Source organism: Xanthobacter sp. DMC47 (assembly GCF_056313845.1).
The window spans coordinates 13,077-25,242 of record NZ_JBQUZM010000001.1 but is presented as its reverse complement, the minus strand read 5'-3'; the positions used below and the strand labels follow the sequence as shown (position 1 = coordinate 25,242).

At 67.9% G+C, this 12,166-nt stretch carries 15 protein-coding genes; 10 read left to right on the top strand and 5 right to left on the bottom strand.

Annotated elements, in window-relative coordinates; all coding sequences use genetic code 11:
* Positions 1-3 precede the first annotated feature (3 nt).
* Positions 4-306, bottom strand: coding sequence for a DUF3253 domain-containing protein (locus tag ACT54R_RS00130; RefSeq protein WP_168457994.1), 303 nt, complete (start codon positions 304-306; stop codon positions 4-6).
* A 222-nt stretch (positions 307-528) separates the two neighbouring features.
* On the opposite strand from ACT54R_RS00130, the gene ACT54R_RS00125 reads away from it, so the two are divergent.
* The 4 genes from ACT54R_RS00125 (at position 529) to ACT54R_RS00110 (ending at position 3,581) form a co-directional block, all read left to right on the top strand.
* On the top strand, positions 529-666 hold the full coding sequence (locus tag ACT54R_RS00125) for a hypothetical protein (protein WP_168457993.1): 138 nt from the start codon (positions 529-531) through the stop codon (positions 664-666).
* Between the two features lie 189 nt (positions 667-855).
* Positions 856-1,872 (top strand): hypothetical protein, encoded by a 1,017-nt coding sequence (locus tag ACT54R_RS00120; protein WP_476322147.1) that lies wholly within the window; start codon positions 856-858, stop codon positions 1,870-1,872.
* 10 nt (positions 1,873-1,882) lie between these two features.
* Positions 1,883-2,317, top strand: coding sequence for a DUF1489 family protein (locus tag ACT54R_RS00115; protein ID WP_168457991.1), 435 nt, complete (start codon positions 1,883-1,885; stop codon positions 2,315-2,317).
* A gap of 106 nt (positions 2,318-2,423) precedes the next feature.
* Positions 2,424-3,581 (top strand): hypothetical protein, encoded by a 1,158-nt coding sequence (locus ACT54R_RS00110; protein WP_168457990.1) that lies wholly within the window; start codon positions 2,424-2,426, stop codon positions 3,579-3,581.
* 33 nt (positions 3,582-3,614) lie between these two features.
* Here the strand turns inward: ACT54R_RS00110 and ACT54R_RS00105 are convergent, their stop codons facing one another.
* Together ACT54R_RS00105 and thiD are read right to left on the bottom strand one after the other, a co-directional pair.
* Complete coding sequence (locus tag ACT54R_RS00105) at positions 3,615-4,229, bottom strand: XRE family transcriptional regulator (RefSeq protein ID WP_168457989.1); 615 nt, start codon at positions 4,227-4,229, stop codon at positions 3,615-3,617.
* A gap of 107 nt (positions 4,230-4,336) precedes the next feature.
* A complete protein-coding gene (thiD, locus tag ACT54R_RS00100; protein WP_476322142.1) occupies positions 4,337-5,149 on the bottom strand; it encodes a bifunctional hydroxymethylpyrimidine kinase/phosphomethylpyrimidine kinase in 813 nt (270 codons plus the stop codon).
* Between the two features lie 124 nt (positions 5,150-5,273).
* On the opposite strand from thiD, the gene ACT54R_RS00095 reads away from it, so the two are divergent.
* The 6 genes from ACT54R_RS00095 to ACT54R_RS00070 all read left to right on the top strand — a co-directional run bounded on the left by ACT54R_RS00095 (position 5,274) and on the right by ACT54R_RS00070 (position 9,928).
* The gene (locus ACT54R_RS00095) at positions 5,274-5,510 is read left to right on the top strand and encodes an Lrp/AsnC ligand binding domain-containing protein (RefSeq protein WP_168457987.1); all 237 of its coding nucleotides are present in this window, start codon (positions 5,274-5,276) and stop codon (positions 5,508-5,510) included.
* A 234-nt stretch (positions 5,511-5,744) separates the two neighbouring features.
* A complete protein-coding gene (locus ACT54R_RS00090) occupies positions 5,745-5,969 on the top strand; it encodes a hemin uptake protein HemP (RefSeq protein WP_476322139.1) in 225 nt (74 codons plus the stop codon).
* 194 nt (positions 5,970-6,163) lie between these two features.
* Positions 6,164-7,897, top strand: coding sequence for an ArnT family glycosyltransferase (locus tag ACT54R_RS00085; protein WP_476322136.1), 1,734 nt, complete (start codon positions 6,164-6,166; stop codon positions 7,895-7,897).
* Positions 7,894-8,856 (top strand): phosphatase PAP2 family protein, encoded by a 963-nt coding sequence (locus ACT54R_RS00080; protein WP_476322129.1) that lies wholly within the window; start codon positions 7,894-7,896, stop codon positions 8,854-8,856. The genes ACT54R_RS00085 and ACT54R_RS00080 overlap by 4 nt, the downstream gene beginning before the upstream one ends.
* Positions 8,853-9,599: a glycosyltransferase gene (locus ACT54R_RS00075; RefSeq protein ID WP_476322126.1), complete on the top strand. Its 747-nt coding sequence runs from the start codon at positions 8,853-8,855 to the stop codon at positions 9,597-9,599. Before ACT54R_RS00080 ends, ACT54R_RS00075 begins: the two co-directional genes overlap by 4 nt.
* Positions 9,599-9,928 (top strand): lipid-A-disaccharide synthase N-terminal domain-containing protein, encoded by a 330-nt coding sequence (locus tag ACT54R_RS00070; RefSeq protein ID WP_024278845.1) that lies wholly within the window; start codon positions 9,599-9,601, stop codon positions 9,926-9,928. Before ACT54R_RS00075 ends, ACT54R_RS00070 begins: the two co-directional genes overlap by 1 nt.
* A 36-nt stretch (positions 9,929-9,964) precedes the next feature.
* On the opposite strand, the gene ACT54R_RS00065 is transcribed toward ACT54R_RS00070, so the two are convergent.
* A complete protein-coding gene (locus tag ACT54R_RS00065) occupies positions 9,965-10,741 on the bottom strand; it encodes an amino acid ABC transporter ATP-binding protein (protein WP_476322123.1) in 777 nt (258 codons plus the stop codon).
* Between the two features lie 14 nt (positions 10,742-10,755).
* Positions 10,756-12,165 carry an amino acid ABC transporter permease gene (locus ACT54R_RS00060; protein WP_476322120.1) on the bottom strand — a complete coding sequence of 470 codons (1,410 nt, stop codon included), beginning with the start codon at positions 12,163-12,165 and terminating at the stop codon, positions 10,756-10,758.
* Position 12,166 lies beyond the last annotated feature (1 nt).

The window sequence follows — 12,166 nt, the reverse complement described above, 5'->3', positions numbered from 1 at the left end:
GCCCTAGTCGTTCCTCGGCAGGCCGATGCGGTAGACGCCCCGGAAATCGGACGGGTCCACCGGCTTGCCCTTGCGATAGATCATCAGCCGGCCTTCCAGCGCCAGGCGAACGGCTACGCGCCGCACCACCGGCAGCGCCCGCTGCCATTCGTCCTTCGGCATCAGCGCCACCGCCGCATCCATGGGACCGATGCTCTTGCCCGGTCCGGCTTCCCCCGCGAGGCGCAGGAGCAGCGCCGCCGCGGCCTCCTCGTCGGGCAGAGGGGAGGAGCCGGCGGACGAATCGGAGGTGGGGGCGGCGTTCATGTGCAAAGTCCTATCCCATCCCGGCGGAATTTCGCATGCGCAAAGGACGGGCTCCTCCGCGAGTCCCCCTGTGGATAGCGGCAGTCTCCGGTTCTGCATGCGAGCCGTTCGCAGAAGGCATGGCGCGGGCCTTGCCGAAGCGTTCATAAATTCTTAATCAATGTTGCGATGCGGGACGTTGTTCGTACCGCGGGGGATTCGTCGAAAGAGCCGCTATCCATCATGGATCTCAGCCAAGGTTATGCCCATCGCCGCTCCTGCTGGGGCGTCGCGCGCACCGCGCTTGCTGTCTTTCTGGTCGCCGTCGCGGTGATCTACCTCTATGGAGGCTTCGACGCCTCCGTGCTGCGGCCGCACTGAACGCAGCGGCCGGCTGCGGGTTTTCTTTTACCATGAGGGTCGCGCGCCGGTCCGCCGCGTTGCCTTGCGCTGCGGACCGGACAATTATCCGCGCCCCGACCGGCGGCCGTAAAGGCATGTCCGGAGCGGGAACCGGAACCAGGCCAATGGCGTTCGCCCCGGCCTGCGGGCAGCGTCGCGGAGGGCGCCATGGCAGAATGGATTGACCGAACCCTCAGCATTCTGAACAGCAATTTCGACGTGCCCGGCTGGGTCGTGCTGGCCGCCATGGTCATCGGCGCCGTGTTCGTCTTCGTGCTGTTCGTGCGCTCGGAGCCCAATGAGAATCCGCTGACGCTGCTCGTGCTCATCGGCATCCTGCTCGGGGGCCTGTCGGTGGGCAGCGCCATGCTCAAGCAGATCATCCAGGCCGCCGCCATCTCGGAGGCGCGGGCGCTGGAAGCCCGGGCCTCGGCTCTCGATGGCGCCGCCGCCCAGTCGGCGCTGGGCTGCCTCGGTGCCGACCCCTCCCTCATCCAGGTATGCGAAGCGGTACTGTTCGAGCGGCCCGACACGGTGGCGTCCGCCCGCTCGATGGTGCGCGCGCGCATGGCTCTGGTCGAGGATGCGTTCGAGTTCGTGCGTCGGCGCAAGGCCGACTACCTGACCGAGCGGATCATCGCCTGGCGCCGCCCGCTGGAGCAGGATCCCTATGGCCTCGTCGCCTCCGCGCTGGTGGACTTCACCGGCTGCACGGCAAGCTATTGCCCGCAGGCGGCGATCTTTGGCGATCCGACCCACATCATCGCCAACATGAACGAGGGGCGGTACGCCAGCCTCATCACCAAATATTCGCCGGTGTGGGAGCGCAACGCGCGCAACCGGGGCATGACCGGTGGTCCGCCGCCGCGCACCGGCCCGTTCGGCATGCTGCTGCAGTCTGATCCGAACCACGCGGCCCAGCCTGGCGCGCCTGCCGCGACAGGACCTTCCGCTGGCGCGCCGTCCGCCGCGCCGTCGGCCGAGGAGCCTGAGGTCATCGCTCCGCCGCCCTCCGCGCCACTGCCGCCCGCCCGTCCTCCGGTGCGAACCCCGGCCGCGCAGGCGACACCCCCGGCGAATCCCGCGCCCCGCCCCGCCGCGCCGCGTCCCCGTCCCCAGCCTGCTGCGCCGGCCGAAGCGGAACCCGCGGCCGAGGGTGCGCCCGCCGCCCCCAACGGCCAATAGCGCGGGCGCGATGGCGCTTCATCTCATCAAGCTGTGCGTCGGCGCCACCTCCATCGCCGATCTCGAAGCCTGGATCGCCGACCGCGCCGACACGGCGCGGCGGGCCGGCGTTCCGTTCGAGCAGATCCACGTCACGCGCATGGTGCCGAGCCGCAAGGACGAGCTGATCGACGGCGGTTCGCTTTACTGGGTCATCAAGGGCGAGGTGGCGGCGCGCCAGCGCCTCATCGATCTGCGCACGGTGGTCGATCCGGACGGCGTGCGCCGCTGCGGCCTCGTGCTCGATCCCGCCGTCATTCGCGTGGAACCGCGCCCCTCGCGCCCTTTCCAGGGATGGCGGTACCTCGCCGACCGGGAGGCGCCCCGCGATCTTGGGACCAGCGCCGGAGCCGCCGACCTTCCCGAAGCCCTCAGCCGCGAACTGCGCGACCTCGGCCTTCTCTGAACGGCGCGGATGACCTTTGGTCATCTTCCGTTCAGGAAGCCTTCGCCATGGTCCGCCCCGAAGCTCCCGGTGCCCCCCGCGCCGGGCGCCATCGAGGGAGATCGACATGACCATTCGCTTCGCGCCGGCCCTATCGGCCTGCGCTGCCGGCCTGTGCGCCGCGAGCCTGTTGGCATCCGGCGGCGCGCTCGCGCAGCAGAGCCAGGCGCTGAAGGAGATCCCCGCCGACAAGGCCAAGCTCACCGGCGCCATGACGGTGGACTACAATTCCCGCTCCCTGCGATCTTCCAGCGGTACCGATCTTTATGAGATCACCGACCTGTCGGTGGCCGACATCATGATCCTGAAGGGCTCCGTGCAGCGCACGCCGGGAAAGAGCCTCGTCTATTCGGTGAAGTTCGACGTCATCAACCCGGCCAATCCCTCCCAGGTGGCGCGGGAGGTGGCGATCCTGCGCGGTGACCTGCAGATCGACGCCAATGGCCGCTACATCCCCGATGCCGGCCGCCTGCGCATCGATGTGGTGAAGGGCAACCAGACCTCGTCGCCCTTCGGCGGCTCCATTCAGGGCCGCAACGTGACGCGCTGGTGGGAGGTGGCCGAGCAGTTCCGCCGGGCGCAGAAGGAGGCGGACAAGATCTATTCCCGCATGGTCGACGGCAAGGTGGTGTCGATCCAGGTGAAGAACCCCGATCCGCTGCGCTTCGAGCGCACCCAGCTCGCCGCCGGTCCCTTCTCCTTCCTCCCCGAGGCGCGGGTCTCCGGCAACCTCGACTACGACTACGAACTGGGCAACTGGCTGACCGACGCCAACGGCGTGACCTTCGCCTACACGGTCGCCGACCGCTCCATCAGCGATCGCGTGTCCGGCTCGATCCGCTTTGTGGAGGAGAACGGCAACTTCACCGACAAGGCCGGCAAGAAGAAGCCCTATACCGGCTATTACGAATACAATCTGCGCTGGAACGAGCAGGCGGTGAACACCGACCAGTCCTTCTTCGACGCCAGCGCGGCGCAGGCGCAGTCCGACGCCTTCTTTTCGGCCGCCGACCAGTCGAAGCCCGGCCTCTATGGCCGCGTCTATTACAACGACAGCGAAGACGCCTGCAAAAGGGTGAAGGGCGACAACGGCCGGGACAAGTGCGTCGGCCCCACCCGTTCAGAGGTGACGTGGGACCTGAAGGCCGAGAAGCTGACCTACGCCCAGCTCGCAAACTGGGTGAAGCTGGAGATGCTGATCCTCGGCCCGCTGACCGACGAGTGAGCGCGCGCGAAGGGGAGGGCAGCCCCTCCCCATTCACTCCAGCACGGCGGCCTTGAGCAGGCACACCATGAAGGCGCGGGCGGGCGCGCCGGAGCGATTGCGGATGACATGGCGGCGATCGCAGCGATAACGCACGGTCTCGCCTTCCTTCACCGTCTCCACCTGGCCCGCCACGTCTACCTCCAGCGTGCCGGCGGTGACGGTGAGGCATTCCACCGACCCGCGCTGGTGCCCGTCCGAATCGAGTTCGCCGCCGGGCGCGGCCTCGAGGTCGTAATACTGGAGCCACTCCACCGTCTTGATCCAGCCGATGATGGACAGGCGCACCAGACCGTCCTCGGAGAGCAGGATCGGCGTGTCGGCGCGGGAGAGCTTCTCCACGAAGGGCGCATCGTCGGAGGAGGCGAGCACCCGCTCCACCGACATGTCCAGCGCCTGCGACAGACGCCAGACGGTCGCGAGCGTCGGATTGGTCTCGTTGCGCTCGATCTGGCTGATGATGGACTTCGCCACGCCGGACTGTTCGGCGAGGTCCGACAGGGACAGGTTGTAAGCCTTGCGCAGGCGCTGGATGGTCTTGCCCAGCTGCCCGGTAATAACCTGGGCGCCGGTTTCAAGAGAACTGCCCCCGCGGTCCCTGACGGCCATGCCCCAATATCCTTTCAACCGAACGAGCGTTCGCTTCGGCGGACGTTATCGTCCGGACGCGCGGGATGGAAGGTGGAGGGGACGGCGAAGGGGCGATTTTCCGTCGCCTAGTCCCGCCAGAGCTCGAAAAAGTGGTGCACCGGGCCGTGGCCGGAGCCCACCTCCAGGCGGTCGGCGGCCGCAATGGCGCCGGTGATGTAGGCCTTGGCGTTCTCGACCGCATCCGAAAGGCTCAGTCCGGACGCGAGCCCGGCGGCGATGGCGGATGACAGCGTGCAGCCGGTGCCGTGGGTGTTGCGGGTGGCATGGCGCGGGGCGGTGAAACGCCGCGTCCCGTCCGGCGTGACGAGGAGGTCGATGCTCTGCGGCCCCTCGCCGTGCCCGCCCTTCATGAGCACGGCGCGCGCGCCCAGCGCCAGTAGCGCCGCGCCCTGGCGCTGCATCTCCTTTTCCGTCTTCGCCGCTTCGGTGCCGAGCAGAGCGCCGGCTTCCGGCAGGTTGGGCGTGATGAGGTCGGCGGCGGGAATGAGGATGGCGCGCAGGTCATTGAGCGAATCGTCGCTCAGGAGCCGCGCCCCGGACGCCGCGACCATGACCGGATCAAGCACCACCGGCCGGGCCTTGTGGCGCTTGAGCCCCTCCGCCACGGTGCGGATGGCGCCCGGGCGCGACAGCATGCCGATCTTCACCGCCTTCACCGCGAGGTCCGAAAACACCGCATCCATCTGCGCGGCGATGAAGTCGTCCGGCACGTCGTGGATGGCGCTGACGCCCGTCGTGTTCTGTGCCGTGAGCGCGGTGATGACGCTGGCGCCGTAAACCCCCAGCGCGGAAAAGGTTTTCAGGTCCGCCTGGATGCCGGCGCCGCCGCTGGAATCCGAGCCGGCAATGGTGAGGGCGATGGGAATGGGCCGGCTCATGGACGACGTGAGGCTCCGGTGGGGCAGGGACGATCGTGCCGCCACCCTTGCCAGTCCCGGCGGATTTGTCCACCTTGGCGCGGCCCGCGAGGGCCTTCCGATCCCGCCGCCAGCGGAGCACGCCGTGGTTCCCTTCTTCGTCCAGATCAAGTGCCAACTCGGGAAGTCCTACGAGGTGGCCGATGCCCTCGCCAATGCGGAGATCGCCTCCGAGATCTATTCCACGGCCGGCGAGTTTGACCTTCTGGTGAAGTTCTATGTGGAGCCCGGCACCGACATCGGCCATTTCGTGAACCAGAAGGTGCAGACCATTCCGGGTATCCAGGACACCCGCACCCTCATCACGTTCAAGGCCTTCTGACAGGCCTCCCGCGGGCCTGACACCCATTATCGATCCGGCTTGAACGAACGCACGGGAAGGTGCGGGCGCCCGTGCGCGCGCAAAGTTGCCGGGATAGCCGGCGGGGGTTGATCGCGCGCGCCGCATGTATTACTCAAGGACAAGGCGATGGTATTCTAGTATTGAATGCTTCTAAAGTGAGCCTCGACCCGCAGCATCGGTCGCGGCCCGTGCCCTGATCTGGAGCGATTCAAAATGAACAGGTACGAACACGGGGGCTCTCATCTGAATGACACCGAGCGGGAGGGGGAGTGGACCTTCCGAGCGGCGCAGGAGACCTGCCGGGCCATCCCGATGGTGGACGCGCAGCTCGACAGCCGCGACCTGTTCGCGGCCGGCCGGCTGGTCACCATTGCCCATGGCGAGTACACGTATCAGCTGCGTCTAACCGCTCAGAACAAGCTGATCCTGACCAAATAGTCCGCAGCGGTCTTCATGTACCGCCTGCCGCCGGGGTGGCCACCCGCGCGGCCACTGCCTTTCCTTCGCCGCCTTTGGTCTGCATCACCGTCCGCCCCGGCGAAGGGCGCCTCTGCGCGCTCCCCTCCGGCCCTTTTCGGCACGGGCGGTTCTGCTATTGTCCGCGCCCAATTCGAGCGGATCCTGACCGAAGCATGGCCATCTCAGAGCCCGCGACCCACAAGGGGCGGGCGTTCGATCTTGACCTGCCGCAGCGCCTGGCGAGCATGCTCGACGCAGCGTCAGTGCGTCATGGCCGTGCCGTGCTGGCGCTGGTTGCCGTCGCCCTCATCGCCTTCCTGCCGGGCTTCTTCAGCCTCTCGCCCATCGACCGCGACGAGGCCCGCTTCGCCCAGGCGACGAAGCAGATGCTGGAGAGCGGGAATTACGTCGATATCCGCTTCCACACCCAGGCCCGGCACAAGAAGCCGATCGGCATCTACTGGTTGCAGGCCGCCTCGGTGAAAGCCGGCGAGGCGGTGATCGGGCCGTCCGCCCGCTCTTCCATCTGGCTCTATCGGCTTCCGTCGCTGCTGGCGGCCATCGGTGCGGTGCTGCTCACCTACTGGACGGCGCTCGTCTTCCTTTCCCGCCGCGGCGCGCTGTTTGCCGGGCTGATGATGGCGGGATGCGTCCTTCTGGGAGTGGAGGCGCGCCTCGCCAAGACCGATGCGGTGCTGCTCTTCACCATCCTCGCCTGCTTCGGGGCGCTGGCGCGCGCCTATGTCCGCCCGCCCGAGGCGCGGCAGGGCGACTGGACCCTCGCCTTCATCTTCTGGACCGGCCTTGCGGCCGGCGTCCTCGTGAAGGGGCCGGTGGCGCCCCTGTTCGTCGGCCCCGCGATTGCCGCGCTCGCCGTCGCCGACCGCTCCGGCGCCTTCCTGCGGCCGCTGAAGCCCCTCATGGGGCTGGCATGGTGCCTGCTGCTGGTGCTGCCATGGTTCGTCGCGATCTACATCGTCACCAACGGCGCCTTCTACCAGCACGCCGTCGGCGTCGACATGATGGGCAAGGTGGCCGAAGGCGCGGAGGGCCACTGGGGTCCGCCCGGCGCCTACTTCCTGGCCGCATGGGGCACCTTCTGGCCCTCCATCGTCGTCGCCGCGATGGCCGCGCCTTACGTCTGGCGCAACCGCCGCGAGCAGGCAGTGCGTTTCCTCCTGTGCTGGCTGGTTCCGAGCTGGGTGCTGTTTGAACTGGCCGTCACCAAGCTGCCGCACTATGTGCTGCCGGTCTATCCGGCGCTGGCGATCCTTTCGGCCCTCGCCATCGAGCGCGGGGGGCTGGCCCGGGCCGGATCGCGGCTCGCCGGCCTCGTGTGGTTCTGGCCGGGCTTCGGCATCGTGGTTTCGCTGGCGCTGGGCGCGACCTATCTCTATTTCGGCAGCGGCTTCGGCCTCGCCGCATGGCCGCTGCTGCTGCTGGGCTCCATGCTTCTGTGGTGGGCGGCGCGGTCCTTCCCCCGGGTGGGCATCGAGGGGGCTTTCCTCACCGCCCTGGCCGGCGCGATCGTGCTCTATTACGCCGTGTGGCAGGTGATGCTGCCGCAGATGCGGGCGCTTTGGATCTCCGAGCGGCTCGCCGCCGTGGTGAAGCAGCAGGGCTGCCCGGCCTCGCAGGTCGCATCCTTCCCCTATCAGGAGCCGAGCCTCGTCTTCCTGGTGGGGACGCAGATCAACTACGTCCTGCCCAATGAGGCGGTGGCGCTGCTGAAGAAGGGCGGCTGTGCCCTCGCCTTCATCGACGCGCGCTTTACCCCCGCCTTCGAGCGGCACGCCGGCCTGCTTGCGCTGAAATACCACGCGGTCGCGACCATCTCCGGCTTCACCTACAACGGCGGACGCCCCACCGCGATCACCGTGTTCCGCTCCGACGAGGCCGCGCCGTGAGCGGGCAGGACCGCGCCGGCGCGGCCCCTTTCGCTTCCCTCGGTGCGGCCTTGCGGCTGGCGGGGGAGGGCGTGCGGCTCCTCCTCGTCTCCATCGGGCGGGGCCTCGCCTACCTGCGCGATCGGCGCATCGGCGTGCCGCGCCCGCGCCTCGGCTTCCTCGGAAGGTGGGAGGCGCTGGCGCTTCTCGTGCTGACAGCCGGCGTGGTGGCAGCGCTGATGCTGCTGGTCGATCCGCTCACCATGGGCCTCCGGCTCCGGCTGCCGTCCTGGCTGGTCGTCTTCTGTGATCGCCTCACCGACCTCGGGTTCAGCGGCGTGGTGCTGTGGCCGCTTGGCATCGGCCTCGCCTACGCGCTGATTCTGACCAACGCGGGCGACGCCATGACCCGACGGATCGCCGCCAGCGTCGCGGCCCGCCTCGGCTTCCTCTTCCTCGCCATTGCGCCGGTCGGGCTGCTGGTGGCCATCGTCAAGCACACCCTCGGCCGGGCGCGCCCGCATGCCGCCCTGCACCTCAAGGGGCCGAACCCCGAGATGACATTCGATTTCCTGATCTGGAAATCGAGCTTCGCGTCGTTCCCCTCGGGCCATTCCACCACCACCTTCGCCGCGGCAGTGGCGTTCGCCGCCCTGTTTCCCAGGGCGCGGACGATCCTCCTCGTGGCGGCGTTCCCCATCGCCGCCACCCGCATCGCCCTCAGCTCCCACTATCCGAGCGACGTCGTGGCCGGGGCGGTGCTGGGGACGGCCGCTGCCTTGTGGACGGTGAAGCTGTTCGCCGCGCGCCGCGTCGTCTTCGCGGTTGACGCGGCGGGGACGATCGTGCCCATGGCGGGGCCGTCCGCGCGACGGCTCGCCCGTCTCCTTGCTCCCGTCAATCCCGCGCGGGCCGGCTCGTCCCTGCCTGCGCCGCACGACGTGAGCACCGCCGTTCCAGCCGAAGAGGCGAGACCGTGACTTCCCTTTCTTCCGAAACCACCGCCGTGCCCCGGCTGTCGGTGGTGATCGCCGTCAAGGACGAGGCGGACAACGTGCTGCCGCTCATCGAGGAGATCGATGCGGCGCTGTCGTTCGAGCCGTTCGAGCTGATTTTCGTGGACGATGGTTCCACCGACGCCACCCTCGCCAACCTGCGGCTGGCCCAGCAGACCCGTCCCTATCTGCGGATCGTCGTGCATGCCAAGGCCTGCGGGAAGTCCGCGGGCGTGGATACCGGCGCCTGGGCCGCGCGCGGCGACCTGCTCCTGCTCCTCGACGGGGATGGGCAGAACAACCCCGCCTATCTGCCGGAGATGGTCCGCGTCATGGACGCGGGCGGTCCCACCGTGGGCATGGTGCAGGGCGAGCGGCAGGGGCGCAAGGACACGGGGTTCAAGCGCTTCCAGTCTCGCCTTGCCAACGGCGTGCGCAGCGCCCTGCTCAACGACGGCTCTCGCGACACAGGGTGCGGACTCAAGGTCGTGCGCCGGGAGGTGCATCTGCGCCTGCCCATGTTCGATGGCCAGCACCGCTTCATGGCCGCCTTGATCCGGCGGGAGGGTTACGACATCCGCACCGTCAAGGTGGTGGACCGGGACCGCTGGCACGGTGTTTCCAAGTACGGCTTCTGGAACCGACTGTGGGTGGGCATTGCCGACATGTTCGGGGTGTTCTGGCTGGTCCACCGGCGGCGCATGCCGCGTGTGGTGGAGCGCGGCTGATGGTCTATTACCTGTCGCAGATCGGCACCTACCTGCACGAGGTGTTCATCGACCAGTTCGACTGGTGGGTGGCGCTCGGCCTCGTGGCGCAGTTCATGTTCACCATGCGCTTCGTGGTGCAGTGGATTGCCAGCGAGCGCGCGCAGCGCTCGGTGATTCCCTTCGCCTTCTGGACCTTTTCCCTCGGTGGTGGCTCGCTGCTGCTGGTCTATGCCATCTACCGCAAGGATCCGGTGTTCATCGCCGGGCAGGCGCTTTCCACCTTCATCTACATCCGCAACCTCCAGTTCGCCCTGCGCGAGCGGCGGGCGAACCGGGCCGTCACCTGAGCTGCGCCCGGTGGGGGAACCGGGCGCGCCCTCGCTTCAGTGCAGGATCTGGCTGAGGAACAGCTTGGTCCGCTCGTGCTGGGGGTTGGAGAAGAAGGCGTTGGGCTCGTTCATCTCCACGATCTGCCCGGCATCCATGAAGATCACCCGGTTCGCCACCTGACGGGCAAAGCCCATCTCGTGAGTCACGCACAGCATGGTCATGCCGTCCTGGGCGAGCGAGACCATGGTGTCGAGCACCTCCTTCACCATTTCCGGGTCGAGGGCGGAGGTCGGCTCGTCGAACAGCATGATGCGCGGGCGCATGCAGAGCGCGCGGGCGATGGCCACGCGCTGCTGCTGGCCGCCGGAGAGCTGGCCGGGATATTTGTGCGCCTGGTGGGGGATCTTCACCTTCTCGAGGAAGTGCATCGCCAGATCCTCGGCCTCCTTCTTCGGCATCTTGCGCACCCACATGGGCGCGAGCGTGCAGTTCTCGAGGATGGTGAGGTGCGGGAACAGGTTGAAGTGCTGGAAGCACATGCCCACCTCGCGGCGCACCTCGTCGATGCGCTTGAGGTCGTCGGTCAATTCGATGCCGTCCACCACGATGCGGCCCTTCTGGTGCTCTTCCAGACGGTTGATGCAGCGGATGAGGGTGGATTTGCCCGAGCCGGACGGGCCGCAGATGACGAGGCGTTCGCCGCGCTCCACGGTCAGGTTCACGTCCCGGAGGACGTGGAAGTCGCCGTACCACTTGTTCACGCCGGTGAGTTCCACGGCGATCTTGGGGGCGGTGGCCTCGTCGGCGGCGATGATCGGATCTGCGCTCACGTTTGTTGCCCCTCTCAGTGCCGGTGGGCCCGGTCGAGGCGCTTTTCCAGCGCCATCGAATACCGGGACATGCCGAAGCAGAAGACGAAATAAATGATGCCGGCGAAGCCGAAGCCGGTGAACAAAGTGGTGGGCGAGGCCCAGTTGGGGTCGGTGAAGGCCGCGCGCATGGAGCCGAGCAGGTCGAAGATCGAGACGATCAGCACCAGCGTCGTGTCCTTGAACAGGCCGATGAAGTTGTTGACGATGCCGGGGATCACCAGCTTCAGCGCCTGCGGCAGGATGACGAGGCGCATCATGAGGCCCGAGCGCAGGCCCATCGCCATGGCGCCCTCATACTGGCCCTTGGGGATCGCCTGCAGGCCGCCGCGCACCACCTCCGCCATATAGGCCGAGGCGAACAGGGCGACGCCCACCAGCGCCCGGAGCAGCCCGTCGATGGTGAAGCGGCCGGGCAGGAACAGGGGCAGCATGTAGGTGGCGAAGAACAGCACCGTGATGAGCGGCACGCCGCGCCAGAACTCGATGAAGATGATGCACAGCCACTTCACCAGCGGCAGCTTGGAGCGCCGGCCGAGGGCGAGGAGGATGCCGAAGGGCAGGGAGACCGTGATGCCGGTGACCGCGATCACCAGCGTCACCAGCAGGCCGCCCCATAGGCGGGTTTCCACCTGGGGCAGGCCGGTGTCGATGTCCACGGCCAGCAGAACCACCGCCAGCACACCGAGAATGCTGAGCGTGGTCTGCGCCGCCGAGCGTCCGCCCTCGGGACCCGCGAGGAAGCGGGAGATGCCGTAGGCGATGGCCGTCAGCAGGACGGTGGAGAGGACGTAATCCACCCAGAAGCCGATCCTGAGGCCCTGTGCGCCGCCGATGGCAGAGAAATCCACGCCGAGCCAGCCGAGCACGAAGCGCTGGAGATCGAGGTTGCCGCCGGTGAGGAGCACGAAGGCCACCACCGGATAGACGCCGAAGAAGGCGATGGCGTTGAGCCGCTTCAGGGGCAGGCTCTGGATCAGCAGCGGCAGCAGCAGGATGGCGCCGAGCCAGTAGACCACATTCACCCGCCAGCGCTCGCTGGCCGGGTAGAAGCCGTAGATGAGCTGGTCGAGCTTGGCCCAGATGAAGGGCCAGCAGGCGCCCACCGGCCGGCCGATCTTCTCGGCGAGGCAGGCGTCGCGGTTGGTGCCGGTCCATACCGCGTCGATCAGGAAGAATTTGATGAGCGGCGGCACAGTGACATAGAGCAGCCAGACGCCGAACAGCGTCAGCAGCACCTGCGGCACCGAGCCGAACAGGTGCTGGCGCGCCCACAGGATAGGGCCGCGGGTCGCGACCGGGGCTGGCTGCGGCTCGTGGAACGCCGTCGAGACGAAGGGCGTCGCGGGGGTGATGGGGGCGCGGGGGGCGGAGATGTCCGTCATG